Source organism: Gordonia sp. JH63 (assembly GCF_009856645.1).
GTDB lineage: Bacteria > Actinomycetota > Actinomycetes > Mycobacteriales > Mycobacteriaceae > Gordonia > Gordonia hongkongensis.
In genome coordinates, this window is record NZ_CP047235.1 from 817,002 (window position 1) to 842,443 (window position 25,442).

23 protein-coding genes, 1 tRNA gene and 2 pseudogenes are annotated in these 25,442 nt (G+C 67.8%); 13 read left to right on the plus strand and 13 right to left on the minus strand.

Annotation, left to right across the window (positions count from 1 at the left end; translation table 11 throughout):
• Window positions 1–111 precede the first annotated feature (111 nt).
• From otsB to GR168_RS03720, 4 genes are all read right to left on the minus strand, one after another.
• Entirely contained in the window at window positions 112–900 is a 789-nt protein-coding gene (gene otsB, locus GR168_RS03710) for a trehalose-phosphatase (RefSeq protein ID WP_159370056.1), read from the minus strand.
• Complete coding sequence (locus GR168_RS03715) at window positions 897–2,384, minus strand: trehalose-6-phosphate synthase (protein WP_068972256.1); 1,488 nt, start codon at window positions 2,382–2,384, stop codon at window positions 897–899. Before GR168_RS03715 ends, otsB begins: the two co-directional genes overlap by 4 nt.
• Window positions 2,385–2,430: 46 nt before the next feature.
• The gene (locus tag GR168_RS23735) at window positions 2,431–2,601 is read right to left on the minus strand and encodes a hypothetical protein (protein WP_165630609.1); all 171 of its coding nucleotides are present in this window, start codon (window positions 2,599–2,601) and stop codon (window positions 2,431–2,433) included.
• A gap of 164 nt (window positions 2,602–2,765) precedes the next feature.
• Complete coding sequence (locus tag GR168_RS03720; RefSeq protein ID WP_159370057.1) at window positions 2,766–4,262, minus strand: threonine/serine exporter family protein; 1,497 nt, start codon at window positions 4,260–4,262, stop codon at window positions 2,766–2,768.
• Between the two features lie 167 nt (window positions 4,263–4,429).
• On the opposite strand from GR168_RS03720, the gene GR168_RS03725 reads away from it, so the two are divergent.
• Both GR168_RS03725 and GR168_RS03730 read left to right on the plus strand, forming a co-directional pair.
• The gene (locus GR168_RS03725; protein ID WP_159370058.1) at window positions 4,430–4,816 is read left to right on the plus strand and encodes a Rid family hydrolase; all 387 of its coding nucleotides are present in this window, start codon (window positions 4,430–4,432) and stop codon (window positions 4,814–4,816) included.
• A 68-nt stretch (window positions 4,817–4,884) separates the two neighbouring features.
• Window positions 4,885–4,959: transfer RNA gene (locus GR168_RS03730), tRNA-Thr, on the plus strand.
• Between the two features lie 83 nt (window positions 4,960–5,042).
• Here GR168_RS03730 and GR168_RS03735 read toward each other — a convergent pair.
• A complete protein-coding gene (locus GR168_RS03735; RefSeq protein ID WP_065631513.1) occupies window positions 5,043–5,396 on the minus strand; it encodes a Fe-S protein in 354 nt (117 codons plus the stop codon).
• A gap of 72 nt (window positions 5,397–5,468) precedes the next feature.
• On the opposite strand from GR168_RS03735, the gene GR168_RS03740 reads away from it, so the two are divergent.
• Complete coding sequence (locus GR168_RS03740; RefSeq protein ID WP_175401152.1) at window positions 5,469–7,106, plus strand: carboxylesterase/lipase family protein; 1,638 nt, start codon at window positions 5,469–5,471, stop codon at window positions 7,104–7,106.
• 580 nt (window positions 7,107–7,686) lie between these two features.
• On the opposite strand, the pseudogene GR168_RS24210 reads toward GR168_RS03740, so the two are convergent.
• A pseudogene (locus tag GR168_RS24210) lies at window positions 7,687–8,319 on the minus strand (hypothetical protein); the annotation flags it as partial.
• A pseudogene (locus GR168_RS03745) lies at window positions 8,205–10,664 on the minus strand (WD40 repeat domain-containing protein); the annotation flags it as partial. The pseudogenes GR168_RS03745 and GR168_RS24210, both read right to left, overlap by 115 nt.
• Before the next feature lie 727 nt (window positions 10,665–11,391).
• Here GR168_RS03745 and GR168_RS03750 point away from each other — a divergent pair.
• From GR168_RS03750 to GR168_RS03765, 4 genes are read left to right on the plus strand one after another with little or no spacing between them, the layout of a single operon-like run.
• A complete protein-coding gene (locus GR168_RS03750) occupies window positions 11,392–12,597 on the plus strand; it encodes a winged helix DNA-binding domain-containing protein (protein ID WP_159370060.1) in 1,206 nt (401 codons plus the stop codon).
• Between the two features lie 42 nt (window positions 12,598–12,639).
• Window positions 12,640–13,002, plus strand: a complete 363-nt coding sequence (locus GR168_RS03755; protein WP_065631509.1) for a metalloregulator ArsR/SmtB family transcription factor — start codon at window positions 12,640–12,642, stop codon at window positions 13,000–13,002.
• Window positions 12,999–14,087 carry an ACR3 family arsenite efflux transporter gene (arsB, locus tag GR168_RS03760; RefSeq protein WP_065631508.1) on the plus strand — a complete coding sequence of 363 codons (1,089 nt, stop codon included), beginning with the start codon at window positions 12,999–13,001 and terminating at the stop codon, window positions 14,085–14,087. The genes GR168_RS03755 and arsB overlap by 4 nt, the downstream gene beginning before the upstream one ends.
• The gene (locus GR168_RS03765) at window positions 14,080–14,490 is read left to right on the plus strand and encodes a low molecular weight phosphatase family protein (protein WP_159370061.1); all 411 of its coding nucleotides are present in this window, start codon (window positions 14,080–14,082) and stop codon (window positions 14,488–14,490) included. The genes arsB and GR168_RS03765 overlap by 8 nt, the downstream gene beginning before the upstream one ends.
• 62 nt (window positions 14,491–14,552) lie before the next feature.
• Here GR168_RS03765 and GR168_RS03770 read toward each other — a convergent pair whose 3' ends face one another.
• The gene (locus tag GR168_RS03770) at window positions 14,553–15,038 is read right to left on the minus strand and encodes an ArsI/CadI family heavy metal resistance metalloenzyme (RefSeq protein ID WP_159370062.1); all 486 of its coding nucleotides are present in this window, start codon (window positions 15,036–15,038) and stop codon (window positions 14,553–14,555) included.
• 101 nt (window positions 15,039–15,139) lie between these two features.
• On the opposite strand from GR168_RS03770, the gene GR168_RS03775 reads away from it, so the two are divergent.
• Window positions 15,140–15,502 carry an Rv2640c family ArsR-like transcriptional regulator gene (locus tag GR168_RS03775; protein WP_058251241.1) on the plus strand — a complete coding sequence of 121 codons (363 nt, stop codon included), beginning with the start codon at window positions 15,140–15,142 and terminating at the stop codon, window positions 15,500–15,502.
• Window positions 15,503–15,530: 28 nt separating this feature from the next.
• On the opposite strand, the gene GR168_RS03780 is transcribed toward GR168_RS03775, so the two are convergent.
• Window positions 15,531–15,770 (minus strand): hypothetical protein, encoded by a 240-nt coding sequence (locus GR168_RS03780; protein ID WP_058251240.1) that lies wholly within the window; start codon window positions 15,768–15,770, stop codon window positions 15,531–15,533.
• Between the two features lie 172 nt (window positions 15,771–15,942).
• Between GR168_RS03780 and GR168_RS03785 the strand changes: the two genes are divergently transcribed.
• From GR168_RS03785 to GR168_RS03800, 4 genes are all read left to right on the plus strand, one after another.
• Window positions 15,943–16,152, plus strand: coding sequence for a hypothetical protein (locus GR168_RS03785; protein ID WP_159370063.1), 210 nt, complete (start codon window positions 15,943–15,945; stop codon window positions 16,150–16,152).
• 114 nt (window positions 16,153–16,266) lie between these two features.
• Window positions 16,267–16,953 carry a DUF899 family protein gene (locus tag GR168_RS03790; RefSeq protein WP_159370064.1) on the plus strand — a complete coding sequence of 229 codons (687 nt, stop codon included), beginning with the start codon at window positions 16,267–16,269 and terminating at the stop codon, window positions 16,951–16,953.
• A 94-nt stretch (window positions 16,954–17,047) separates the two neighbouring features.
• On the plus strand, window positions 17,048–17,770 hold the full coding sequence (locus GR168_RS03795; RefSeq protein WP_058251237.1) for a response regulator transcription factor: 723 nt from the start codon (window positions 17,048–17,050) through the stop codon (window positions 17,768–17,770).
• A gap of 61 nt (window positions 17,771–17,831) precedes the next feature.
• The gene (locus GR168_RS03800) at window positions 17,832–19,226 is read left to right on the plus strand and encodes a HAMP domain-containing sensor histidine kinase (protein WP_203235923.1); all 1,395 of its coding nucleotides are present in this window, start codon (window positions 17,832–17,834) and stop codon (window positions 19,224–19,226) included.
• On the opposite strand, the gene GR168_RS03805 is transcribed toward GR168_RS03800, so the two are convergent.
• The gene (locus GR168_RS03805) at window positions 19,223–20,062 is read right to left on the minus strand and encodes a hypothetical protein (RefSeq protein ID WP_159370065.1); all 840 of its coding nucleotides are present in this window, start codon (window positions 20,060–20,062) and stop codon (window positions 19,223–19,225) included. The two genes, GR168_RS03800 and GR168_RS03805, sit on opposite strands and share 4 nt — an antisense overlap.
• Before the next feature lie 17 nt (window positions 20,063–20,079).
• On the minus strand, window positions 20,080–21,204 hold the full coding sequence (locus tag GR168_RS03810) for a DNA adenine methylase (RefSeq protein ID WP_238995011.1): 1,125 nt from the start codon (window positions 21,202–21,204) through the stop codon (window positions 20,080–20,082).
• Window positions 21,205–22,001: 797 nt separating this feature from the next.
• Between GR168_RS03810 and GR168_RS23850 the strand changes: the two genes are divergently transcribed.
• A complete protein-coding gene (locus GR168_RS23850; protein WP_238995012.1) occupies window positions 22,002–22,937 on the plus strand; it encodes an SIR2 family protein in 936 nt (311 codons plus the stop codon).
• Window positions 22,938–23,231: 294 nt separating this feature from the next.
• On the opposite strand, the gene GR168_RS03820 is transcribed toward GR168_RS23850, so the two are convergent.
• A complete protein-coding gene (locus GR168_RS03820; protein WP_159370067.1) occupies window positions 23,232–23,666 on the minus strand; it encodes a hypothetical protein in 435 nt (144 codons plus the stop codon).
• Window positions 23,663–24,745: a hypothetical protein gene (locus GR168_RS03825; protein ID WP_238995013.1), complete on the minus strand. Its 1,083-nt coding sequence runs from the start codon at window positions 24,743–24,745 to the stop codon at window positions 23,663–23,665. The genes GR168_RS03820 and GR168_RS03825 overlap by 4 nt, the downstream gene beginning before the upstream one ends.
• Window positions 24,746–25,442: the final 697 nt, after the last annotated feature.

Sequence of the window (25,442 nt, forward strand, 5' to 3'; positions counted from 1 at the left end):
CCTGGCTGCGTTGTCGTCGGTCGAGATAGCTCCGCTATCCCTCCCTCCTCCGCCTTGCCAGACCACCGATCGCTCCACCGGATACCGGCCACCTATTTCCAAGACACACCACTAGCGAGCCGAGGCCGTCCGCGCCCGCTGCTCGGCCACGAACGCGAGAACCGTTGCCACATCGTCGGTGTCGGCGATGCGATAGTCGGCGGCGGTGTCACCCTCGCCGACCTTGATGCCGATGTCACCGGTCTGCGGACGCAGGTGGGCGAAGGCCTTCTCGTCGGTGACGTCGTCGCCGAGGTAGATGACCGCGTCGGCGCCGACGGCCGCGCGCAGGGTGTCGAGGGCGTGGCCCTTGCTGGTCTCGATCACCGCGAGTTCGAGGACGGCCTTGCCCTCGGTGGTGTGCACCCCCGGCCAGGAGGCCGGACCGGTGCGGGCGCGATCGAGCGCGGCGACGGCGTCGGACGCCGACGCGTTGCGCACGTGCAACACCGTGCTCGCCGGTTTGACCTCGACGGTGCTGCCCGGGAATTCCGCGGCGATGGCGCGCAACTCGTCGATCAGGCGGGTCAACAGCGCGCGCGCTTCGTCGGTGACCTCGACCGCGAACCCGGACTCGAACTCACTGCCGTGACTACCTACCAGCACGACTGGGGCGGTGAGGCCGGACAGTTCCGCGAGCACGGCCCGTTCGCGGCCGGACACCACGGCGACGACGGTGTCGGGAAGTGCCGCGGCGGCGACGAGCGCGTCGATCGACGCGGGTTCGGGGACGGCGTCCTCGGGACGCGCGACGATAGGCGAGACACATCCGTCGTAGTCGCTGGCCACGAGCAGCACCCCCACGCCGGCGGCCCGGACCAGCGCGTCGGTGAGTTCGGCGGGAATCCCGGTGTGGTTCACTCGGGCTCGTCCACCAGATGAACACCCCGGTTGGGCGACAGTTCGGTGTCGGAGTCGGCGCCGAGGGTGCCGAGGAAGCTCTCCGCCCACTTCGCGACGTCGTGGGCGAGGACCTGCCTGCGCAGCGCGCGCATGCGCCGCCTGCCCTCGTGTTCGCTCTGTTCGACCGCGGCCTCGATCGCGTCCTTGACGCCGTCGAGGTCGTACGGGTTGGCCTGGTACGCCGAGCGCAGTTCGGCTGCCGCGCCGGTGAACTCGCTGAGGACGAGTGCGCCGCCCAGGTCGCCCCGGCAGGCCACGTACTCCTTGGCGACGAGGTTCATGCCGTCGCGCAGGGGCGTGACCAGCATGACGTCGGCCGCGACGAAGAAGGCGACGAGTTCCTCACGCGGCACCGGTCGGTGCAGGTACTGCACCACCGGCTGGCCCACGGTCGCGTGGGTGCCGTTGATGTTCCCGACGAGTTGCTCGATACCGGCGCGCATCTGCTTGTAGCTCTCGACGCGCTCGCGGCTCGGCGTCGCGAGTTGCAGCATCACCGTGTCGGCGGGATCGAGTCGCTTCTCGGCCAGCAACTCCGAGATGGCCTTGAGCCGGACGTCGATGCCCTTGGTGTAGTCGAGCCGGTCGACGCCGAGCATGATCGTCTTCGGATTGCCCAGCTCGCGGCGGATCTCGGCGGCGCGCTCCCGGATCTTGCGGGTCTTGGACAGTGCGTCGAGCTTCCCGGAGTCGATCGAGATGGGGAACGCGCCGACGCGCACGGTGCGGAATCCGACCTGCACCACGCCGAAGCGCGACCGCACCCCGACGGTGCCCTTGCTGGTGGCCTGCCCGGCTAGGCGTCGGGCGAGGAAGAGGAAGTTCTGTGCCCCACCCGGCAGGTGGAAGCCGATGAGATCGGCGCCGAGCAGGCCTTCGACGATCTCGGTCCGCCACGGCATCTGCATGAACAGCTCGACCGGCGGGAACGGGATGTGCAGGAAGAAGCCGATCTTGACGTCGGGCCGCAGCATGCGCAGCATCTTCGGCACCAGTTGGAGCTGGTAGTCCTGCACCCAGACGACGGCCCCCTCGCCCGCGGCTCGCGAGGCCGCCTCGGCGAAGCGCCGGTTCACCTCGACGTAGGTGTTCCACCATTCGCGGTGGTACTCGGGCTTGACGATGACGTCGTGGTAGAGCGGCCACAGGGTGGCGTTGGAGAAGCCCTCGTAGTATTCGGCGATCTCTTGCGCCGACAGCGGGACCGCGTGGATGTCGATGCCCTCGATGTCGGGGTTGTCATCGGAGTCGGGGATGCCCGACCAGCCGACCCAGGCCCCGGTGTTGGCGCGCAGGATCGGCTCGAGCGCGGTCACGAGTCCGCCGGGGCTCTGCTTCCAGTTGACGGTGCCGTCGGGAAGGACCTCTTTGTCGACGGGCAGGCGGTTCGCGACGACCACGAACTCGGCCCCGTCATGGGTGGACCGGTCGGTGCCGGTCATTCCGCCGGTGTCGGGGTTGGTTTCTCCTGCTCGCGGAGCCACCTGCTCAGGCGTTCTCGCCCGGCGCGATCCCCAGCATGGCGAACAGCATCCGGCACTCGTCGGCGTCGGTGGCGTACGCGGCGACGACTCGGCGCGCCGAGTTGGCGGTCTCGTCGGCCACCGGCTCCAGTTCGTCGTCGGTGATGTCGGTCGCGTCGGTGGTCTTCGCGGGCATGTGAGTCCCCTCGTTGTGCGGCATGGTGTGCGGTTCGGTGCGCGGTGACGAGGCGCAGCCGTGCGGTGTCTCGGTCCGTTGCTGACTGGAGCGGCCGTCCGATGACACGCCCGACTCCGCATTCTACCCGGACATCGGTGGTGCTCACGGCCACCCGTCCGGCGTCAGCGTCGTGGCGGTGGCGGCCGCCACCGGTTCGCCCGGACCCGTCGTGCGGCCGCGTCGGCCTGCCGCGCCTCACGGGCTTCGCGCAGGGCGATCCGGCGGCGGAGACGCCAGTCCGGACGGGGTGGCAGCTGAGGGCGACGCAGCGACCGGGCGACGAACTCGCCCAGCGTGACCCCCGCAGCGAGGGCGCAGCCGATGGCCAGCGCGTTCGCGATCCAGGTGAATCCGTCGAGCGTCTGGTCGCCGAGGATGCCGTAGAGGCCGCGATACACCGCGAGACCGGGCAGCAGCGGGGTGATGCCGGCCACCGCGACGACCAGCGGCGGGGTCAACGCGCGGCGTGCCAGCAGGCCGCCGATCAGTCCGACGAACGCCGCCGCGAGACCGTTGGCGATGACGTCGCCGATGTCGGTGAACGTCGAGGCCGCCGCGACCGCGGTGCCGATGAAACCGCCGAGGAACGCCACGCCGAGGGCGCGCGTCTCGGCGTAGCTGGCCAGCGCGTAGGCGCAGGCGGCGACCGCGCCGGCGATCACCCGGATCGGCAGTTCGACGACCTCGAAGCTGGTGGTCGTGGTGATCGTGGGCAGGAAGATGCCGCCCGCCTCCAGGATTCGGATCGCGACGCCGACACCGGCGATGATGCCGCCGGTCATCAGCAGCAACTCGAAGAACCGGGCGACACCGGTGATCGGTGCGCCGGTGATCGCGTCCTGGACCGAGCCGACGAGGGACAACCCCGAGAGCAACACGACGATGCCGGCCGCGATGACCTGCGACGGCGCGATCTGCACACCGAGTCGTTCGGCCGCGGCGAAGACCAGGGCGGCCGGGACCACCGCGATGAAACCGCCGGTCAGCTGCTGGAAGAAGACCGGTGTCCCAATGCGGTTGAGCCAGCGGTTGACGGTCACCGTCACCACGGTCGTCAGGAAGGCGAGCGCGGCGACGAGGTATTCGCCGCCGAGGAGCACCGCGATGCCCGACGCCATGATCCCCCAGGCGGTCGTGGCCAGCCAGTGCGGATAGGGGTGCGGCGCGGTGATGATCTCGTCGACCATCTGGTGCGCGGTGGACGGGCTGATGAACGAATCGCGGATGCGGCGGACGAGCCGGTCGACCTGCGCGAGCCGGGTGAAGTCCATCGACCGGTAGTAGACCTGCTCCATGGTCGTGATCGGCGGGAGCGTCGCGCCGCGCCGCGCGCTGACGACGATCGTGTTGTAGGTGACATCCACGTCGACGTCCTCGAGGCCGTACACGCCGGCGACGAACTTGATCTGCGTCTGGGTGTCGATGGCCCCGGTGCCCGAGTCGAGCAGCACCGCCCCGATCTTCGTGGCGAGATCGAGGACCTCGGTGATCGCCGCGACGTCGAACGGTTCGATCGGCTTACGTGGCGACACCATGATGCTGCCCGGTTCGATGGTGTCGATCGTCGCCTGCCGGCTGCCGCTGAGCCGACGCAGGACACGGCCGATCTGTTCGCGCACGCAGGCCTCCTCGGGTCGATGGTGGAGTGCTCGCGGGGTAACCGACACCCGGCCGGTTCAACCCTGACAGGAGACTGGATACACCTCGTCCGTCCGGACGACTCCGGCAGGGTCGGCGGAGGAGCCGACGGCGGTGGTGACCGGGGTTGCTCGTCTACGATCGCGGCATGTCCTCGGTGCAGATCAACGGTCCGCGAGACGGCCACACCCGCAGTGCCACGGTGAGTCCCGGAAGTCTCGTCTTCACCGCCGGTGCGGCCCCCATCGACGACGACGGCGCCACCGTCGCACCCGGGAACGTCCGCGAACAGGCCGTGCAGTGCATGAAGAACCTCGAGGCCGCGCTGATCGAGTCCGGCGCGACGCTGCGCGACGTCGCGAAGGTCACCGTCTTCGTCGCCGAACACCTGCAGGCCGATCTGGTGGTCGCGTGGGACGCGGTGACCGAGGCCTTCGGCGACCACAAGCCGGCCGGCAGCCTGCTGGGCGTCTCGGTCCTCGCCTACGACGATCAGCTGGTGGAGATCGAAGCGGTCGCGGCCATTCGGGGCTGATCGGCGGCCGCTGATCCGCCGGGTGCGGATGAAGCGGAAGAGGTCCGGCGGATATACTCGCCCCGCGCGCCTCCTTAGCTCAGTGGTAGAGCACTCGCCTTGTAAGCGAGCGGTCGTCGGTTCAATCCCGACAGGGGGCTCCACGCACGAACGCCGCGCACCTGTTCCGGTGCGCGGCGTCTGTCGTCTCGCGGGTTCGTCTCGCGGTTCGGCTCGCGGGCCCGGGCTACCAGATGACGGCGAGGCCCGCGGCCAGCAGGGACAGGGCGCCGACGGACCAGAACAGGGCGCGCGGTACGGGTTCGCCGGTGCGCTTCTGCCGAGCGCTGCCCATGCCGAGGATTCCGCCGAGGACGAGCAGGATCACCAGCTTGATGCCGATCTTCGGGTAGTTCAGCTCGATACCGGCCGGCCACGGCGCCGCGAGCGCGAGCCCGGTCAGCAGGGACAGCAGCAGTCCGTAGTCCATCACGCGGGTGAACCGGAACTCGCGAGCCACGAGTTGGGTGACCCAGCCGCCGAAGGTCACGGCGAAGCCGATGATGTGCAGGAAGATTACGACGTTGCGTAGTAGCTCCATGCGGTCACCATACCCAGCAGACACGGCCGAGTTCTGGATTACGAGAACGGGTTCACGGTGCACGATGGACGGATGAAGCACGACGAACCGGGCACCTCCGCCAACTCGACGTCCCCGACCGACGGCGTGGCTCCGGACGGGACCCGCCCAACGGCCCAGACCCGGGTCGGCACCTTCCGCGGGGTCGCCGGGGAACGGGCCGACGTGTGGCGGGGCATCCGGTACGCCCGCCCGCCCGTGGGGGAGTTGCGCTGGCGCCGTGCGATTCCCCTCGAGGAGGCCGATGCGCCCGAGGACGTGGTGGATGCCTCGACCTTCGGCGCGGTCTGCCCGCAACAACTCAACCCCGCCGTACGTCTCGGTCCCGATGTGGTCATGGACGAGGACTGCCTGTTCCTCAACGTCTGGACCCCGCCGGGGGCCGCGGAGCACGCCGACGACGCCGTCGGACTCCCGGTCATGGTGTGGCTGCACGGCGGCGCCTACGTCCTGGGGTCGGGGGCCCAGCCGTTCTACGAGGGCTCGAACCTCGCCGCCACCGGCGACGTGGTCGTCGTGACGCTGAACTATCGGCTCGGTGTGCTCGGGTTCGCCGACCTGTCGTCGATCGACCCGCGGTTCGAGTCGAATGCCGGCCTCAGTGATGTGCTCACCGCGTTGGGCTGGGTCCGCGACCACATCGCCGCCTTCGGCGGTGATCCCGACAAGGTGACGGTGTTCGGCGAGTCGGCGGGCGCGGGACTGGTCACCGCGCTGCTCACCATGCCGGCCGCGGCCGGGCTCTTCGGCCGGGCCATCGCGCAGAGTTCGCCCGTGACGTCGATGTACGGCGCCGACCGGGCCGCGCGGGTCGCCGACCAACTGCTCGAGGCCGCCGGCATCGACGCCGGTGGACTCGACACCGGCGAGATCGTCGGGCGTCTCGAACAACTCGACGGCATGACCTGTTCGGCGATCACCACCACCCTGTTCGAGAAGGTCCCCACCGAGGTGCCGGGGACCATCGCGTTCGCACCGGTCATCGACGGCGATCTGCTGCCCGAACATCCCCTCGACGTCTATCGCGCGGGTCGGGCGCATCCGGTGCCGCTGATCATCGGGACCAACCGCGACGAGGCGAATCTCTTCAAGTACATGAAGTCGCCGCTGATGCCGATCACCACCGCCGACATCGAGCGCATGTTCGCCGGGATGGCGAAGGAGTATCCGGACGTCGTCCTGCCCGAACGTGCGCAGGTGCTCTCCGCGTATTCCGGTCTGCGCCCGAAGGTCACCGGACTCGGCGTGGCCCGTGACGTGGCGTTCCGCATGCCCACGCTGTGGCTCGCGGAGGCGCATGCGCGTTCGGCGCCGGTCTACGTGTACCGCTACGACTGGACGACGCGGATGTTCCGGCTGCTCGGTCTGGGGGCCGCCCATGCGACCGAGGTCCCCTACGTGTGGGGGAATCTGGGCAACGGGCCGAAGGACATCACGTTCTTGCTCGGCGGACGTAAGCAGGGAGAAGCGGTGTCGGAGAGGATGATCCGACGGTGGACCGCATTCGCACACGGTCAGGAGCCGGACGCCGGGGCGCTCGGGGATCCCTGGCCGACCTACGACACCGGCCATCGCCCGGTGTTGCGCATCGACGCCGAGGACCGGGTCGTGCAGAACCTCGACGGCGACATCTGGGAGGCGTGGGGCGACGAGGTGCTCGGCTTCCGCTGAGCCGCAGCGGCCTCAGTCCCGACGGCAGTCCGCGCGAGCGTCGATGTGCGGGAGATAGGCGTCGCGCTGGGCGTCGGTGACGGGTGCGGTGCTGGCGCAGATCCAGTCGCGGGCCTCGTCGAGATCGAGCGTGTGCAGGTAGACGTTCCCGGTGGTGTCGCCGCCGGAGATGATGTGCTCGTCGGTGGGGAGTCGGGCGGGTAGTTGCCAGGTGGTGGTCGTGTCGGTGGTCGCGAGCAGTGTCCCGACCGGTTGCGGGTCGGTGAGCCGGCCGTCGTCGTCGAGGGCGAAACTGATCAGCTCGTGCGTCGCGGTACCCACCGTGAGGCGGTTCGGCGCGACGGACACCGTCGAGGCGAACATGTCCTCCTCCCGGTCGATCAGTTCGGGTTCGGCGTCCGTGCCGGCCGGCGGGAGCCGCCACGTGGAGAGGTCGCGGGAGGCGACCACCAGCACATCGCCGTCGAATACGGCCTGGGCGGCCGGCGCCTCGGCGGTGATGACGTCGACCGGGTCCGCGCCCGGCGACGTCAGGTCGTACAGGTAGACGCGTTTGTCGTCGGAGGTGACCGCGAGCCGCGCGCCGTCGGAGCTGAAGGCGACGTTGCGGATGAGGTCGGTGGGTCCGCGCAGTGGTGCGCCCACGCGTCGCGGGGAGCCGGGCACCGAGGTGTCCCACAGGGCCACGGTGGTGTCGGTGTCTCCGGTCGCGAGCAGATGACCCGCCGGCGCGAAGGCGACCGGGAACGAATAGCGGGTGGCGACGTCGAGGGCCGCGGCGCGTCGCGGGGCTGCGGTGTCGGTGATGTCCCACAACTCGACGAGCCCGCCGTTGTTGTTGGCGGTCGCGGCGAGGGTGCCGGGGCCGTTGAGGCTGACCCGCGGATGGTCGTTGACCCGACGCTGGATGGGCGTGCGCGATCGCAGGGTGAGGCCGTCGGACATCGTCCACAGGTTCAGGGTGGTGTCGGCGCCGACCGTCGCCAGGACTCGTTGCGCGTCGTCGGTGTCCACGCCGGTGATGGTCCCGCCCCGGTCGGGTTCGGTTCGGCCGGGCAGGCTCCAGACGTCGATCGTGCCGTCGGAGCGGCCGGAGACGAGTTGGCGGCCGCTGGGGTCGAACCGGGCCGCGAAGGTCCGCACCGAGCCCTGTTCGGAGGTCGTCTGCAGCGCCCACTGCAGGATCGGCGAGGCCGGGTTCGCGGTGTTCCACACGCGGACCAGGCCGTCGGCCCGGGCAGAGGCCAACTGCGCACCCGAACCGTCGAAAGCGATCGACCACGACCCGGCCGTGCTGTTGGGCAGCGACGTGCTCAGCGGGCGGGGTGCGAGCGGGTCGTCCACGTCCCACAGCTGGGTGTTCGGACTGTCGCCGGTGATCGCCAGCGCGCGGCTGTCCGGGCTGAACGCGACGGCATGGGTGATGCTGGGGAAGCCGGTCAGCGGCCCACCCAGCGGCTGCGGCGATTCGCCGGTCGTCCACAGCCGGACGGTCCGGTCGTCGCCGCCGCTGGCCAGGACGCGTCCGTCGGGGCTGAAGGAGAGGGTGCGCGCCGCGGCGGTGTGGCCGCGCAGGACGGCCGTCTCCCGGATCGCTCCGGTCGGTGAGACGGCGTACATCGTGATCGTGCCGTCGTCGGACGATGCGGCCAGGGTCCGGCCGTCGGCGGAGAACCGCACCATGTAGACGGTGCCGTGACCCGGGGACACCGTCGTCGCCAGCCGCGGGTTCGGTGCGTCGGTCAGGTCCCACATCCGGACGGAACCGTCCCCGCTGCTGCTCGCCAGCAGTTGCCGGGTCGGGTGGAAGTCGGTGCTGGTGACGTAGTTGCCGAAGCCGCGCAGGACCGCCACCTCGCGATAGTCCGACGAGCCGGACCGGGCCCAGACGCGCACGGTCCGGTCGCCGCTCGCCGAGGCGAGCTGCGTGCCCGTCCGGTTGAAGGACAGGTCGTAGACCGGGCCGGTGTGGCCGGTCAGCGGGGCCACCAGGGGCGTCGTCGCGGCGCCGCGCAGACGGCTCTGGACGGTTGGGTCGTCGGGATAGACCTCGTGGGCGACGAGCAACAGTCGCGCGGCCAGCGACGGGTTGGAGTACTGCATGCTGTCGATGTGCGACAACAGAGCCGAGCGTTCGGCGGCGTTGCGCTGTTCGCGCAGGTCGTGGGCCTGTCGGAAGCCGATGGCGGCGGTGATGGACGCCGCGATGGCCAGCACGACGATCACCGACACCGCGCCGACGCGCGTGATGCGGCGCCGCTGCTGCATGGCGACCGCCGCGTCGAGGAAGGCGTCGTTCTCGTTGCTCAGCAGATGCAGGTAGTCGCTGCGCAGGGTTCGTCGCCGGCGCTTGGCGTCCTCGAGGCGCGACCCGGTGTAGAGGAACGACCGGCCGCGCCCGTTGGCCAGCCACGCCGCGGTGTCGGCGTCGACCTGCTGGCGCCAGAGGTGGTTGTCGGTGTCGTCGGCGATCCACTCGGCCAGACGTGGCCAGGCGGTGAGCACCACGTCGTGCACGAGCATCACTGAGTCGGTGGACACGGTGAGCAGCCTGGCCTGGGCGAATTCGTCGATGACGGTCGCGACCTCGGGCGGGAACCGGTTCGCGATGGTCGCCGTGGACAGCGGCACGCGCAGCGCGATGCCGGCCGGGCCGACGTGCACCAGGGCGAGGAGGACTGCACGCGCGAGATCCCGATGACGCGGATCGATCGCCGCCCAGGCCGTCTCGGCGGTGTCGGCGACCGCGCGGGCGATACCGCCGGTGGCCCGGTACCCGGACAGCGTCATGCGGTTGCCGGTGCGGCGTGCCCAGGTCGCCTGGAGAACGTGCGCCAGCAGCGGCAGGCGGCCGGCGCGGTCACCGCCGGTCGACGCCTCGTACAGCTCGGTGATCATCACGTCGGCGAGTCCGGTCTCGATGCGGCCGCCGGCGAGTCGGACGGGCGCGGTGATCACCTCGCGCAACTGCGTGCGGGTCATCTCCGAGACGATCACGCAGCGGTGCTGCCACGCATCGGCGAGGAACGGATGCTCGACGCACTGACTGAAGAAGTCGGCTCGCACGCCGACCACGACCACGACGTCGGACGCCAGTTCTTCGACCTCGCGCAGCGTCTCGGTCCGCAGCGGGTCCTCGAGCGAGAAGACGTTCTCGAACTGGTCGATGACGATGACCGCGTCCCCGGTCGTCGAGGCCGGCGCATCGGTGTCGCCCGGCGCGTCCGGGTCGGCGATGACGAGCCCACTCGGGGTGATCTCGCCGAGTCGGGGCGACGACAATCGCGTGTCCCGGGCGAGGCCGGCACGGAGCAGCGACGACTTGCCCGATCCCGAGACCCCGGTGACCACCACCAGTCGCGACGCGGGGGACAGCGGCGGCGGTCCGGAGCGGGCCGACAGGATCGCATCCACAAGGGTGCTGACGACGTCGTCCCGGCCGAAGTACATCTGACTGTCGGCCGCGGTCAGGGTGGCGAGGCCGGGGAACGGCCGGGCATGCTGCGGTGCGGGCGGCTCGGCTGTGGGGGTCTCGTCGGGCGTCCGGCGGTCCCACATCTCCCGCCACTGCGGGATGGTCAGGACGTCGTCGGCCTCGGCGGCGACGGCGCGTGCGGTCAGCCAGACGAGCAGCGGTTCGACGGTCGCGAAGTCGCGGGGGAGATGACGGCCGTTGCGCCAGTCACTGATCCGTTGCGCCGAGACCCGGGCCCGCGTCGCCGCGGCGCGCAGCGTGGGACGTCCCGCTTGCACGAACAGACGCGTGAGTGCCTGACCGAAATCCACTCAGCTGTCCTTGTGCTCGCCCCGACAGATCGACCGCACCATCATGCGATAGCCGAACCCACCGCGCCACCATCGGCGATCCGATGTGGTGACGGCCACACCGCGGACCGCGGATCACCGGACGTGGCAAGCGGATCCGGAACCGGTTCTGTCCGGTCCGGATAGTCCGTTAGCGGCTTGATCTGCGCTTATGTGCCGGTTTCCGGAACGGGGGTGGAGTGGGTCGCGTTCGTGGGGTCTGCTGGTGGGGCGCGACTCGACGGGGGTCGGGAAGCGCACAGGTTGCGTCGGTCGAAGGACACACCGAAAGTGTCGCGAAACACTGCCCGTCGGGGGCTGTGTGTCGTTCGGCCCACACGACCGCGCGGGTGCCGGACACCGGGTCGACGGGGGTCGGCGGTCTCCGGCACCCGCGTCCCCTCCTCGCCTGCCGGGTCACCCGTGCTGTCGGCGTCGATCACTACGATCTGTCCATGCGACCACCCCGGGTGCCCGTGCGATGAGCCGCCTGTTGATCTCCGACTCGCAACGCCGCACTCGCCTCATGCGCCGGCAACACCTCGATGTCTCGTCTCGAGCCGCCGACTCCGTAGAAGCCGCTGCCACGATGGTCGGTCTGCACGCGACCACACCGTCGAGCGTCCACCTCGCCGCATGGGCCCGGGTCGATCCGGAGCTCGCGCTCGAGTCGGTCGACGCCGCCCTCTACGACGACCGGACGCTCGTCAAGCACCTCGCGATGCGTCGCACGTTGTTCGTCTTCCCGCGGGACATCCTGGCCGAGTCCGTCGGAGCCCTCGGGCCGCGGATCTCGGCGTCGGAACGCACCAACATGTTGCGCGACCTCCGGCGCAGTCCCGACTTCGACGACCCGGAGGGCTGGATCGAGACCGCCCGGCAGGCGGTCCTGGCCGAACTCGCCGGTGGTGAGTCGCTGACCTCCACCGAACTCCGCGAGCGTCTGCCCGCACTCGACGGCTACATCAGCCACGGCGTGGGCACCACGTGGGCGGGACGCGCCCCGATGGGGCCGCGCGTGCTCAACATGCTCGACGCCGAGGGGGCGATCGTCCGCGGACCCAACCGGCTGCGCTGGCATCTGTCGCGGCCGGCGTGGACGTCCATGCCACTCTGGCTCGGCGAGGACCTGTCGTCGATGAGCGTCCACGACGGGCACTGCGCGCTGATCGGACGCTGGCTGCGGACCTATGGGCCCGGCACCGAGACGGACCTGGTGTGGTGGCTGGGGTCGACCAAGACCGCGGTCCGCGCGGCGCTGGCCGAACTCGAGACCGTCCAGGTCGACCTGGAGGGTGGCGGAGTCGGCCACGTCCTGCCCGACGATCTACCCGAGGGCACCGGAGCCGACGGCATGAGGGACGAGCCGGTCGAACCGCAGGCCGTGCTCCTGCCGGAACTCGACCCGACCACCATGGGCTACAAGGAGCGCGGCTTCTATCTCGGCGGCCACGCGCCGCAGGTCTTCGACTCCGCGGGCAACGGTGGCCAGACCGCCTGGTGGTATGGTCGCATCGTCGGTGGCTGGTATCGCCGCGCCGACTCGACGATCGACGTCGTCCCGCTCGAACCGTTGTCAAGGGAAGCGCGTCGGGCTCTCGATGCCCGGGCCGAGGAACTCGCGGCATGGCTGGGGGACGAACCGCTGAAGACCGGCTACACCGCGCCGTATGCGAAAGGGTTGTAGGTCGACGCTTTCGCTTGGTTCGACATCTGTCAATATTGATGAATGTCGAACCAGAACCTGCTGGCGACGGTCTCCCGCGGCATGACGACCGACGAGGCGGAGACCGTCGCTCCGGCGTTGAAGGCACTCGCGGACCCGGTCCGGTTGCGGTTGTTGTCCGAGATCGCCGCGCATCCGGGAGGTGAGGCGTGCGTGTGTGACATCTCCGGACCGTTCGACCTCTCGCAGCCGACGATCTCGCACCATCTGAGAGTGCTGCGCGAAGCCGATCTGGTGACGAGCGAGCGACGCGCGACCTGGGTGTACTACCGCGTGAACACTGGTGCGCTACAAGAACTGTCGGGGCTGCTCGGCTGTCTCGCCACGGTTCTGGGGGAAGCACGTTCGTGTGAGGCCGGACGATGAACGTCACGGAAACCGCCGTCGCGGGCAGGCTGTCGATGCTCGACCGGTTCCTGCCGGTGTGGATCGGCGCCGCGATGGTGGTGGGTCTGCTGCTGGGCCGCAGTGTTCCCGGAGTGGGCAACGCGCTGGCGGCCGTCGAGCTCGACGGCATCTCGCTGCCGATCGCACTCGGGTTGCTGATCATGATGTATCCGGTGCTGGCCAAGGTGCGCTATGACCGGCTCGACTCGGTCACCGCCGACCGTCGCCTGCTGCTCGGGTCGCTGGCATTGAACTGGATCATCGGCCCGGCGTTGATGTTCGCGCTGGCCTGGCTCTTGCTGCCGGACCTGCCGGAGTACCGGACCGGACTGATCATCGTCGGGCTGGCGCGGTGCATCGCGATGGTCATCATATGGAACGACCTGGCGTGCGGTGACCGCGAAGCCGCTGCCGTCCTGGTCGCGCTGAACTCGGTATTCCAGGTGATCATGTTCGCCGTGCTGGGCTGGTTCTACCTCTCCGTGTTGCCCGGCTGGCTCGGCCTCGAACAGACGACCATCGACGCCTCGCCGTGGCAGATCGCGAAGTCGGTGCTGATCTTCCTCGGCATCCCGCTGGTGGCCGGATACCTCACCCGTCGTATCGGAGAGCGCGCCAAGGGCCGCGAGTGGTACGAGTCCGCGTTCCTGCCGCGTCTCGGGCCGTGGGCCCTCTACGGTTTGTTGTTCACCATCGTCATCCTGTTCGCATTGCAGGGTGAGCAGATCATGTCGCAGCCCTGGGACGTCGCGCGTATCGCTCTGCCGCTACTGATCTACTTCGCGGTGATGTGGGGCGGTGGGTTCGTGCTCGGCGCCGCGATGGGTCTGGGGTATGCGCGCACCACCACGCTCGCGTTCACCGCCGCCGGCAACAACTTCGAACTCGCCATCGCCGTCGCGATCGCCACCTACGGTGCGACCTCCGGCCAAGCGCTCGCCGGGGTCATCGGACCGCTCATCGAAGTGCCGGTCCTCGTTGCCCTCGTGTACGTGTCCCTGGCACTGCGGAAGCGGTTCTCTGCAACACCCGACTCGACTGGGGAGCCCGCGCGCCATGTCTGACCCCCTCAATGTGCTGTTCGTGTGCGTCAGCAACCGTGGCAAATCCGTGATGGCCGAACGTCTCTCGGTGACGGTCACCGACCGGATCGCGGCGTCGTCCGCCGGAACCAACGCGAAGATCGGCGGGCAGGTCAATGACTTGTCCGCGCAGGTGCTCGCCGAGGTCGGCGCCGACGCCGTCGGACATCAGCCGCGGCAGCTGACGGATGACCTGATGCGAGCCGCGGATCTGGTCGTGGTGGTCGGCACCGCCGAGGTCACCCCGCCCGACGGGGTGAGTGTCGAGGTGTGGAACACCGACGAACCCTCCGATCGAGGCATCGACGGCCTCGAACGGATGCGGTTGATCCGCGACGACATCACCACCCGCATCCGCGACCTCGCCGACCGCTTGGAGCAGTGAGCGTCTCAGAACGGTGGTGGGTCGGTGGCGTTCCACCCACCGACAAGAACGACGACGCTCGGTCAGCAGCAGGCTGTGCGAGCGTCGGCGGGGTCGGTGGCGCTACCGCCGCAGCACACCGAACCCTCGGCGGATTCGTCGACACCGCTCTCGGCCAACAGCTTCGGGCTGGTTCCGAAGGTGTCGGAATCCGCGAGCACGGTATAGATCTCCCACTTTTCGTCGCTCGGACCGGTGACCCACACCTTGTCTTGCGTTGCGAAACAACAGGTGGAGTTGATCTCCTGCTGTGTGAACATGCCTTCGCCGGACAGTCGGGCGATCTCGGCATGCACCGTCTCGCTCGATTCGACCTCCACTCCGAGATGGTTGATCGTGCCGCCCCGGCCCGGGTTCTCCAGGAGCACCAGTTTCAGCGGCGGTTCGACGATCGCGAAGTTCGCGTATCCGGGCTTTCGCTTGGCCGGCGGGGTGTCGAACAGCTTGGAGTAGAACTCGATCGCGGTATCGAGGTCATCGACATTGAGTGCGAGTTGCATGCGGGACATGAGGGGAACCACCTTCACCTGTGAGACATATGTCGAAAACATTGGTTCTTGCAGGATGTCACCTTTTCGACATATGTCAATGACGAAGGTATGGTCGGCTCATGCCCAAGACCTTGCCGGTGGTCGACATCAGCGCTCCCATCTGCTGTCCGCCGGTGTCGTCGGCGCCGCTGGACGACGAGGCCGCTCTCGAGATCGCGTTGCGACTCAAGGCACTTGCCGACCCGGTGCGCATCAAGCTCGTGTCGATCCTCCTCGCCGACAAGGAGGACGGGATCTGCACGTGCGATCTGGCGACGGCCGTCGGACTCGCCGAGGCCACGACGAGCCATCACCTGGGGCAGCTGCGAAAGGCCGGCATGGTGGCGCCCGAGCGTCGCGGCATGAACGTCTACTACCGTGCCCGGCCAGAATCGCTGGAGGCCGTGCGCAACGTTCTCAGCGCGACCGCCGGCTGCTGCTGAACGCGGGGGCCCTACGACTGGTCAGGGGTCACTCACCGACATGCGGCGGGACGGCGGCGGGGTCGGCCATCACGTCGGTGCCGCCGAGTGCCTTGTTCGCGCGGCGTTCCACCAGGAGAGGTACGAAGTCGCGGACCTCGGTCCCGTCGAAGTGCTTGTACGCCTTTTCCACAGCCGCGGCGACGTCGTCCGGTGACCGGTGCGAGTAGAGGCCGATCAGCCGGTGCTGCACTTCGCTGATCTGACGAAGTTCGTCATTCGCATCCATGGACACAATTTAGTTCGAACACGACGAAGCGGTCTCTCCTGACGAATGGGTTCACGCACCGTTCATCTCGCCGCTATCGGCGCTCCACCTCGATCGGGGAGTGAGTCGACTGCCGGCAGGGCGAGACGGGGAGGGTCGGCGGTGAACGATCCGAGAACCTACGATGTCAGCCATGGTTCGTTCCGGCCGTCCCGTCGATCCCGTCGCACAGGCGCAGGCACGCGTGCTGATGGAGGAGCTCGAACGTGTCGCGGATTCCCTCGTGGACAGGCTGCAGAACGGAATCGGGGGCGAGAAGGCCCTCCGCACGGCGCGTCGGGAACTCTACGAAGTCCGCGAGCACGTACGACGCCTCCAGGACAGATACGAACTCTCCGCCTGACCGCGCGCCCCGCGTTTCGATGAATTCGAGGGTCGGACCGGGTCTGACCCGGTGGACTGTACTTACCACCGACATTCACCGAGCGAAAGGCACCGTCATGCGAGAGAGATCGTCATGAGCGCGGCATTCCCACCCGTCGCCGACCGCGACACCTGGGCGGCGGCGCTGGCCGACCTACGTCGCCGCGAGAAGGCGGCCACCCGCGAACTCGACGCGGTGGCGGCACAGCGTCGTCGACTCCCGATGGTCGAGATGGACGATTACGTCCTCAACGGGCCCGACGGGCCGATTCGACTCGTCGACGTCTTCGACGGACGGTCACAGCTGATCGTCTACAACCACATGTGGACCGACGGCGCCCGGTTCCAGTGCCCGGGTTGTACCGGGTTCACCACCCAGTTCTCTCGGCTCGACTACCTCGCCGACTACGACGCGCGGTTCGTCATCATCACGCACGGGCCGATGGACGAGATCCTGGCCTACAAGCAGCGCGTCGGTAACCGCATGGACTGGTACTCGTCGGCGGGTACGACCTTCTCCGCTGACGTCGACGCCGCCCCGGGCGAAGGCTTCGCCCTCAACGTCTTCCTCCGCGACGGTGACACCGTGTATCGCACCTGGCACTCGACCGGTCGTGGTACGGAACAACTCGGATTCACCTTCGGACTCCTCGACGTCCTGCCCTACGGACGGCAGGAGGAGTGGCAGGATTCGCCCGACGGCTGGCCGCAGAGCCCGACCTACTCGCGCTGGCGCGGCTCGGAGGAGATGGCCGCCGCGTACGGTGACCCCGACGCGTGACCCCCGGCCACGCCAGAACCCGCTGGTCAGCGTTCACAGGAATCTCCCAGCGTGCCTACAGTGAGGTTCCAGGGCCGCCTGGGACTCTGGTCGTGTGAGTGAAGCGGCGAAACAGAACAACACGCGCGGCGCGAAGGTCCTCGTGGTCGACGACGAGGAGAACATCCGTCAATTGCTGTCGGTGTCGCTGAAGTTCCAGGGCTACGAGGTCGAGACCGCCGCCGACGGTCCGGCGGCCCTCGACCGATGCCGCATCGCCAAACCCGACGTCCTCGTCCTCGACGTAATGATGCCGGGAATGGACGGGTTCGGGCTGCTGCGCCGGCTGCGTGCCGACGGGGTCGAGGCGCCGGCCCTGTTCCTGTCGGCGCGCGACACGGTGGAGGACAAGATCAACGGCCTCACCATCGGCGGGGACGACTACGTCACCAAACCCTTCAGTCTCGAAGAGGTCGTCGCCCGGTTACAGGTGTTGCTGCGCCGCAGCGGTTTCGACGACCAGAAGCGCGCGTCGTCGAAGATCACCTTCGCCGACATCGAACTCGACGACGAGACCCACGAGGTGTTCAAGGCGGGCGAACTGGTCGCCCTCTCGCCGACGGAGTTCACGCTGTTGCGCTACTTCATGGTCAACGCGGGCACCGTGTTGTCGAAGCCGCGCATCCTCGACCACGTCTGGAACTACGACTTCGGCGGCGAGGTGAACGTCGTCGAATCCTATGTGTCGTACCTGCGGCGCAAGCTCGACACCGGGGACAAGCGACTCATCCACACCCTCCGCGGCGTCGGCTACGTGATGCGTGAGCCCCGTGACTGATGCGACGGTGACGAGTGCCGGCCGCGGCACGCGGAAGCGCGGTGTCCCACTGCGGATCTCGATGGTGGCGCTGACGGTGTTGCTCGTCGCCGTCGGACTCCTCGCCTCCGGTGTCGCGGTGACCTCGTCGATGCGGCAGGACCTCATCTCCCGCGCCGACGAGGGGCTGGAGAACGCGGTACGCACGTGGGCCGAACCCCGTGGTCTCCTCGGCGACGGCCCCGGCCCACCCGGGCCGCGTCGGCCGCCGTCGCCCTACTACGTCGAGTCCGTCGTCTACGGGCCCGGCGGGATGTCGGCCGACAACGTCTACAACCAGTTCGACGACGCACCCGACCTCAGTGGACTGACCGGTGACAACGCCGGACCCGTCACCGTCCCGTCGGTCGACGGGGACGGGCCGCAGTGGCGGGTCATCAAGCACAGCAACAGCTTCGGCAGATCCATCGTGGCCACCCCGATGTCCGACATCGACGACACGGTCAGCAGGCTGATCTGGCTGCAGCTCGCGATCGGCGCGCTGGTCGTCCTGCTCATCGGGGTGCTGAGCTACGTCCTGGTGCGCACGAGCCTGCGCCCGCTCCGCCGGGTCGAGGAGACCGCGCACGAGATCGCGGAGGGCAATCTGACGCGGCGGGTGCCGCCGGCGCCGCCGAACACCGAGGTCGGCAGTCTGTCGGACTCGCTGAACCGGATGCTCGGCCAGATCCAGCATGCGTTCGCCTCGACGGCCGCGTCCGAACAGCAGGCCCGCGCCTCCGAGGAGCGGATGCGCCGTTTCGTCGCCGACGCCAGCCACGAACTACGGACCCCGCTCACGTCCATCAAGGGATTCGCCGAACTCTATTCACAGGGCGGCGTCCCCGACGTGACCGACGCGATGCGGCGCATCGACGACGAGGCCGGCCGGATGAACCTGCTGGTGGAGGATCTGCTGATGCTCGCGCGACTCGACGCGCAGCGGCCGCTGGACTCGGCACCCGTCGACCTCCTCGGCCTGGCCGCCGATGCCGTGCAGAGCGCCCGTGTCGCCGCCCCCGAGCGCGAGATCCGGCTCGACGTCGTCCCGGGCGATCGGCCGCCGGTCGTGCTCGGCGACGGGCCCCGCCTGGTCCAGGTGCTGCGCAACCTCATCGGCAACGCCGTGAACCACACCCCGGCGGACGCCTCGATCACGGTCGGGGTGAGCGTCGACGACGCCGCGAGCCCCGGGGAGGCGGTGCTGACCGTCGCCGACACCGGGCCGGGGCTCTCGCCGGAGGACGCCGAGCGCGTCTTCGAGCGCTTCTACCGCGGGGACTCGTCCCGACATCGCGGCTCCGGCGGCGGTAGCGGCCTCGGCCTCTCGATCGTCGCGGCACTGGTCGCCGCGCACGGCGGCCGCGTCGGCGTGGACACGAGCCCCGGTGTGGGAGCCACGTTCTGGGTGCGCCTACCGCTCGCGGAGGCCGATTAGATCAACCGGCGCAACTTCGCGAACTCGGTGACGTCGTCCCGGAACCGATCGAGTCCGACGAGGGTGTACATGCCGTCGATCTGCCGGTTGGCCCACAGCTGATGGATGCGGCGCAGGTCGGATTGCCGTGATTTCCAGCCGATCCCGTCGATCACCGCGAGTACCAGCTGGGTGGGCAACCGCACCTCGGCCATCTCCTCGATCTCGCGGACCGCGTCGGTGAGTTTGGAACCGGTCGAGTCGAACCCCTTGGCCGCCACCACGATGTCGGCCGACGCCGGATCGCCGACGATGAGGTCGGCGGGCGCGGTCCGGCCGTTGCGCCCCGCGAACCGCGAGCGGGTGACGTAGTCGAGCCCGATGTCGCGGGCGATGTCCTCGATCTCGTCCTCGATGCGCCGGCCCGACGCGCCCGCGCGGGTGGCGGTGGCGCGGGTGCCGGCGCGGGCCACGAGAATGTCGGCGAAGGTGAACGTGCGGGACAGCTGGGTGCGCAGCATGCGGACCAGGTCGAACTCGGTGTCGAGCCAGGTCACCAGCTCGACCGGTTGTGCGCGCGCCAATGCATGCCAGCCGCTGGTGTCGAACCGGTCGCGCAGGGCGTTCTTCAGCTTCTCCTGGGACAGCCCGACGGCGAGCCCCAGTACGGGGACATCGGTGGGGTTGTCGCGCACCCACGCCGCCAGTCCCGCGATGTCGGTGTCGAGCAGTTCACCGAGACGCGCCGTGGCCTGGGTGATCCGCTCGGCCTCCGGCGTCGACGCGGTCGGGTCGACGTGAGACGTCAACCGTCCCAACGATTGCAGGTAGTCGTCGAAGTCGCCCGCGGTGCTCATCGTGGAGAGTCGTCCACTCAGTCCCGGCCGATGAACAGGTACTCGCTCACGTCGCGGCGGGTCGCCGCCGCGTGGGTGCCGAAGCTGTACTTGTGGTCGATCGCGATGACCTCCACCGACGGCTTGACCTTCCCGAGCAGGTCGACGATGCGGTCCTTGCCCGGCAACGCATTCGACGAGTACGACAGCACGATGGCGCCGGCGTCCTCGAAATGCTCGAAGGTACGCAGCAGCGCGTCCTCGATCGTCCGCTTGTAGGCAAACGGGGTGAAACGCTTCGGCAACTTCTTGGTCTTGGTGTTCTCCATGATGCTCATCCCGCGCCAGTAGGCCGACAGGCCTTCGAGGAAGTGGTAGCGCTTGATGTAGTCGTTGTCGTCGGTCGGCGGGGCGTACGGAGGATCGAGGTACACGAGGTCCGGTGCTGCCCAGGGTAATTCGAGGTCGAAGATGTCGCCCTGCACGCTCCGGCTGTTGCGTCCGTTGCTGAACACGGTGGCGTTGTAGTCCGCGGCCGCCCGCAGACGGAAGTGGTCGCGCAGCGGCATCGTCAGGTCGCGACGACCGTCGGCGTAACGCGTCGAGTCGGTGAAGGTGAACACGCCACGGGGCTGTTTGCGGGCGGCCGACAGAACGAGGGCGGCGATCGCGAGATCGCGTCGGTATCCGCGCAGTGCGTCGATGTGCGACCACGCGGAGTCCAGGAACGCACGGTCCTCGGAGGTGAAGTACAACCCGTCGAACGTCCGCGAGATGTAGTCGCGGTCGTCGGCGGGCGGACCGCAGATCGCCTCGATCAGTTCGGGTTCGAGCCGGACACTCGAATTGGCCATCGACGCGCGGGTGATGATGTGCGGGAAGTTGAGGAAATCGTTGCTGACGACCTCGAAGCCCTGCGCCTTCATCAGGTAGGACACCACTCCGGAACCGGAGAAGGCGTCGACCGCGGTCGACCCGCCGATCTCCGCGAAGGTGCGTTCGAGGTGGGGGAGCAGGCGGTACTTCGACCCCATGTACCGAAGACGCGGAAATCGTTGGGCGCGGGCCAGGACGTCGCTGGATCCGACGACGGGTCGGGAGGTGCGTCCCCGGGATGATTCTGGCCCACTCACATCGAAGAGGATGTCATGGACCCCTGACATCCCGGGACAACACTCGCCGTTGCCCGCGGTGTCACCGCGTCGACGCCACTCGGACCACTCAGCGGGACACCACCAACGCGCGACGTATCGAGGCCTGTTCGAAGTGTCGTCCATTCGTTGTACGGCTTCTCGATAGAAACAGACGTACGGCGAGGCCCCTGGCCCCAGCGCTAGGACTGAGTGAACCAAGAAACGCCACGAGTCACTAGAGTGACTAGGTGCCAGCAGTCAGCCGGACACCGGGCCACGTCTTCGTCCTTCACGGACTGATCGAGAACTTCAGCTACGACGCTGTGGTCGTGCCAACCGATGATGATTTCGTTGTCGAGAACGTGTGGAAACGGTCGGTGACCGGTGATCTGTCGACGGCCAAGCCCGGCGACTGGCCCCGGCGACATTTCGCACGCAGCCGCAACGGTGATGCCGTGTGGTTCGTCAGTGTTTCAGGCGTTCGGCGGATAGGGCCGTCGGCGTTGGTCGGGCGGGTTCGTGAAGTCCTGCGGGAGATAGCAGGCGCAACTGCGAGGCACCGCGGGGAACCTCTGCCTCGTATTGCGATTCCGGTGATCGGGATCGGTCGCGGCGGGTTGGGTAGTCAACGAGGAGCCCTCCTCGGCGAGTTGCTCCGGACGCTCCACGAGTTCGCCTCGGAGGGGCACGCCGATATCTTGCTCGTCACTCCGGATGCGGCGGTCTTTGCCGCCGCGCAGCACGTCCGACGCGCGGGCCTCGGTGGTAACTCTCTGCCCTGGCGTTTGAGTCCCGGCGAGATGGAGAAGGCTCGACGACTCGGGAAGATGGCCGCCGACGGTCACTTGGCTTTGTTCCTCGGTGCCGGAGTCAGCATTGCCGCCGGTCTGCCGAGTTGGAACGGTCTGTTGGAGCGGTTGGGCGCCGAGGCGGGCGAGCGACCCGAAGACTTCGGCCGACTCGGCAGTCTCGATCAGGCCCAGTATCTGGCCGCGAAGTTGGGTGTCGATGAACTCAACGAGCGGGTGAAAGCAGTGATCGGCACTCCGAAGAAGGTCGCCCTCGCACATTCACTGATGGCAGGGCTGAAACTGCGGGAAGCGGTGACGACCAACTACGACGATCTGTTCGAGCGTGCGATCGAGGCCGCTGGAAGCCGCCGCCCGTCGATCCTGCCCTGGGACTCGGTGTCAGAAGAGCGCGGGTGGCTCCTGAAACTCCACGGAGACGCGGCTCGGCCGGGAAGCATCGTGCTGACGCGGCGCGATTTCGTCCTGTTCGACGCCAAGTCGCGGCCGGCGGGATCGCTGCTGCAGGCTCTCCTCCTGACGAAGCACGTCCTCATCGTCGGGACGTCGCTCGCCGATGACAACGTGATCAGGCTTGCCATGGAGGTCGACGAGTATCTCCGCAAAAGTGGCGACCACCCAGTTCGCGGGACCTTCCTCGACGTCTCAGGAGTGGCCGCACGGAAGGAGCTCTGGACTAACCAGTTCGACTGGCTGCTCTGCGAGGGATCCACGACCGCCGCCCGAATCCGCCAGATGGAGATACTCCTCGACGCGGTGGCAGCCTTCGCTGCAGATGACGCCTCATGGCTACTCGACGAACGATTCGCCGGACTGCTGTCGGTCGACGACCAAGCCATCGCCGATCAGGCCGGCAGGCTTCTCGAACTAGCGCGAAACCAAGGGTCGCCGCTGGTCGAGCCGCTTGTCGCGGCGCTATCGTCTCTCGGCAGACCGGTAGAAAGAAACCGCTAGAACCGACGTCGCGAAGCAGGCTGTACGCGAAATCGTCCCCTCGCCGTGAGATTGGAGCGCGCGGCACGCCACTAGGCGGTCACAGTCCTGCCCGGAGATCCAACCTGGGTTTTATCTTGTTCCGCCCCTGTCTCCCATTTCGAGACAGGATGCCGGACCTTCGGCGGCCGACTGAGTCAGTCTTGTTTGACCGAACAGCGCGAGTGTCTCGCGCCTTGGCGCCGTCCGTCGATCGAGCGGTGTACCCGAGCGAGGCTTTCTCGATGGGTTCCTGAGGAACTCAGTGAGGCGCGGCTATAGGTCCCACACCTGGTCGGGATCGTCGAGCGCGGCTCGAATCTGGCTCAAGTCGCCGAGGTCGGCGAGGGGAGAGGTCTTCGCGATGTCAACCACGCCACGGACGACGTCAGTGATGGTCTGTGAGTCGCCCTTCTCCAATGCCGCGTCGAGGCGCTCGAAAAGTGCCTCGAAGTTCGCGCGACGCTCGTCGAAGGTCGCTTCGAAGTACTGCCGCAGAACCCCCTCCGCAGCTTTGATGCGCGCAATCTCCGTCGTCTCATAGGCGGCAATTTTCGCTTGCTTCGTGTTTTCGGTCGCGAAGACGGTGATGCACTCTTGGGCGGCGTCGACTAACTGGTTCAGGGCGGCGAAACCGTCTATGCCGGCAACGATACTTCGCCTTCCCGAACCAAGGACTTCACCGGTCAGAGGAGTACTCTTGTCGCTCATTGATTCGATCCTTTCGCAACGAGGCCCTCGGAAGTCTCGGCCGCCGCTGGTTCGACTTCCTCACCGCCAGCGGTGTCCTCGTTGTTGACCCGGCCCGTTGCACCGGCTGTAGTCATGTTTCGGTACTTCAGAGCGAGAGCATGCCCCGCCTGCGTGGGGTCGCCATTCTCGTCAATCACCGGAGTGGTTGCGATATCGAGAACGCCCTTGACCAGCACCATCGCGCGCTGGAATTGGGGTGTGTGGCGTGCTGGATCGAAGGGTTCTGCTTCGAGGACGTCGAGCGCAGCGGTGGCTCGCGCCGACATCGTGAACAGAGCACGATCCAGTTCGTCGGTGCGTGTACTGACTAAGCGTGTCTGGGCGTCGGCCGTGTCCAGTTCGGCGATCTCGATCTCGATCTTCGCCTTGAACTCCATCGCCTGCGTCGCGGCCTTCTTGCCTTGACCCTTGACGACGAACCCAGCTACCAACAGCCCGGGGCCGATGGTGACGAAGTTCAGCGCAAGTGCGCCCATGGCCATCCCGCCACCACCCGCAGCGACAGCTCCGCCTCCCAGCCAGGCCAAAGTGGCGCTTTCCGCGGCGGCGCCCGAGAGCCCGGAGATCGCGGCGCCGGTGCTCGCCGCACCGAAGGTGGATACCGCACTCGTGGTCGCGGCGCTGGCCCCCGCGCCGGCACCGATCGAACCCACAATCCCGGAAACCCACTGCGCCGCCGAGAGGTCGACTGATCCCGATGCGGTGAGCAGATTCACGGTGGCGTCGATGCCGTCGACCAGCAGCTTCTCGCTGTCGCGCACCTTCTGCTCATTGCGCACGAGGAAGTCGTGCATCCGAAGAACGACGGTTTGCATCGCCGCCTCTTGCTGCCGTCCGTAGCGAACGATTCGGTCATTGATCTTTTCGACGAGGGCCTCGCTCTCCGCACGACGTGCTTCGTATTTCTCGCGCGCCGCAGAGAGCTCAGAGCTTGCCTTCTTGATGTCGTACGCACCTTTGCCGCCAAGCGCGAGACCGCCGCCGCCGGCGGCAGCGCCGATTGCGATTGCGACAACCGGAATGAGGGGGAGAACCATGGGCGCCCTTTCTGAGTAGGCAAGAGTCTGACATGGCTCTCCGACACTTCACTAGGGCAAGCGAGTTGAGCCGACGCCGCTGGGTGAAACCGCAGGCGTGTCACGGGGGACTGACATCCACCCGACCACGTATCGAGCGGACGTTGCTGCGTGTTACCAGGTTGACAAAGTCGGGACCAAAGTCCCGCCTGGCTGATCGTCGGCTGTGCTTCGGACCGTCCTCAGTCCCACATGATGATCGGTCCGTCCAACGCTTCGTGCATCGTGGGTTGCCGGCACCAGGGACAAGTTGTTCGGTCCCACTGGCCGCAGAGCTCTTTACACTCGGCGCACGGGTACGTGACGTCGGACGATCTCGGAGTCTGGCCTGGCTTCAGGCCCGTCTCCGCGCTGACAACGCCGTGTTCGTTGCAGATGACGGGTGTGACGACAACCCCGAGGAAGCCGAAGTCAAAGTCTCCGGTCACGAAGTCGGCGCGGTATTCGCACAGGTCGCAAACGTATGTAGATGCGGCGCCCATGTCGTCAACGTACCGATCTCAAAGCCGAGTGAGGCACGAAATAGCGAATAGCTAGCTCCATCGTAAAACTACTTCGATGGGCTGATCCGAATCTCTTACGTACCGTGGGATTGGCCGATAGCGTGACCAACGCCCGACCTGCGACTTGTACGCCTGTGCCGCTCGCGGACCTGGGC

Excerpts from the sequence above, each read along its gene's own strand:
- GR168_RS03715 (WP_068972256.1), bottom strand. The coding sequence starts at position 2,384 with ATGACCGGCACCGACCGGTCCACCCATGACGGGGCCGAGTTCGTGGTC.
- GR168_RS23735 (WP_165630609.1), bottom strand. The coding sequence starts at position 2,601 with ATGCCCGCGAAGACCACCGACGCGACCGACATCACCGACGACGAACTG.
- GR168_RS03725 (WP_159370058.1), top strand. The coding sequence starts at position 4,430 with ATGTCCTCGGTGCAGATCAACGGTCCGCGAGACGGCCACACCCGCAGT.
- GR168_RS03735 (WP_065631513.1), bottom strand. The coding sequence starts at position 5,396 with ATGGAGCTACTACGCAACGTCGTAATCTTCCTGCACATCATCGGCTTC.
- GR168_RS03740 (WP_175401152.1), top strand. The coding sequence starts at position 5,469 with ATGAAGCACGACGAACCGGGCACCTCCGCCAACTCGACGTCCCCGACC.
- GR168_RS03750 (WP_159370060.1), top strand. The coding sequence starts at position 11,392 with ATGAGCCGCCTGTTGATCTCCGACTCGCAACGCCGCACTCGCCTCATG.
- GR168_RS03755 (WP_065631509.1), top strand. The coding sequence starts at position 12,640 with ATGTCGAACCAGAACCTGCTGGCGACGGTCTCCCGCGGCATGACGACC.
- arsB (WP_065631508.1), top strand. The coding sequence starts at position 12,999 with ATGAACGTCACGGAAACCGCCGTCGCGGGCAGGCTGTCGATGCTCGAC.
- GR168_RS03765 (WP_159370061.1), top strand. The coding sequence starts at position 14,080 with ATGTCTGACCCCCTCAATGTGCTGTTCGTGTGCGTCAGCAACCGTGGC.
- GR168_RS03770 (WP_159370062.1), bottom strand. The coding sequence starts at position 15,038 with ATGTCCCGCATGCAACTCGCACTCAATGTCGATGACCTCGATACCGCG.
- GR168_RS03775 (WP_058251241.1), top strand. The coding sequence starts at position 15,140 with ATGCCCAAGACCTTGCCGGTGGTCGACATCAGCGCTCCCATCTGCTGT.
- GR168_RS03780 (WP_058251240.1), bottom strand. The coding sequence starts at position 15,770 with ATGGATGCGAATGACGAACTTCGTCAGATCAGCGAAGTGCAGCACCGG.
- GR168_RS03785 (WP_159370063.1), top strand. The coding sequence starts at position 15,943 with ATGGTTCGTTCCGGCCGTCCCGTCGATCCCGTCGCACAGGCGCAGGCA.
- GR168_RS03790 (WP_159370064.1), top strand. The coding sequence starts at position 16,267 with ATGAGCGCGGCATTCCCACCCGTCGCCGACCGCGACACCTGGGCGGCG.
- GR168_RS03800 (WP_203235923.1), top strand. The coding sequence starts at position 17,832 with ATGGTGGCGCTGACGGTGTTGCTCGTCGCCGTCGGACTCCTCGCCTCC.
- GR168_RS03805 (WP_159370065.1), bottom strand. The coding sequence starts at position 20,062 with ATGAGCACCGCGGGCGACTTCGACGACTACCTGCAATCGTTGGGACGG.
- GR168_RS03810 (WP_238995011.1), bottom strand. The coding sequence starts at position 21,204 with ATGTCAGGGGTCCATGACATCCTCTTCGATGTGAGTGGGCCAGAATCA.
- GR168_RS23850 (WP_238995012.1), top strand. The coding sequence starts at position 22,002 with ATGGCCGCCGACGGTCACTTGGCTTTGTTCCTCGGTGCCGGAGTCAGC.
- GR168_RS03820 (WP_159370067.1), bottom strand. The coding sequence starts at position 23,666 with ATGAGCGACAAGAGTACTCCTCTGACCGGTGAAGTCCTTGGTTCGGGA.
- GR168_RS03825 (WP_238995013.1), bottom strand. The coding sequence starts at position 24,745 with ATGGTTCTCCCCCTCATTCCGGTTGTCGCAATCGCAATCGGCGCTGCC.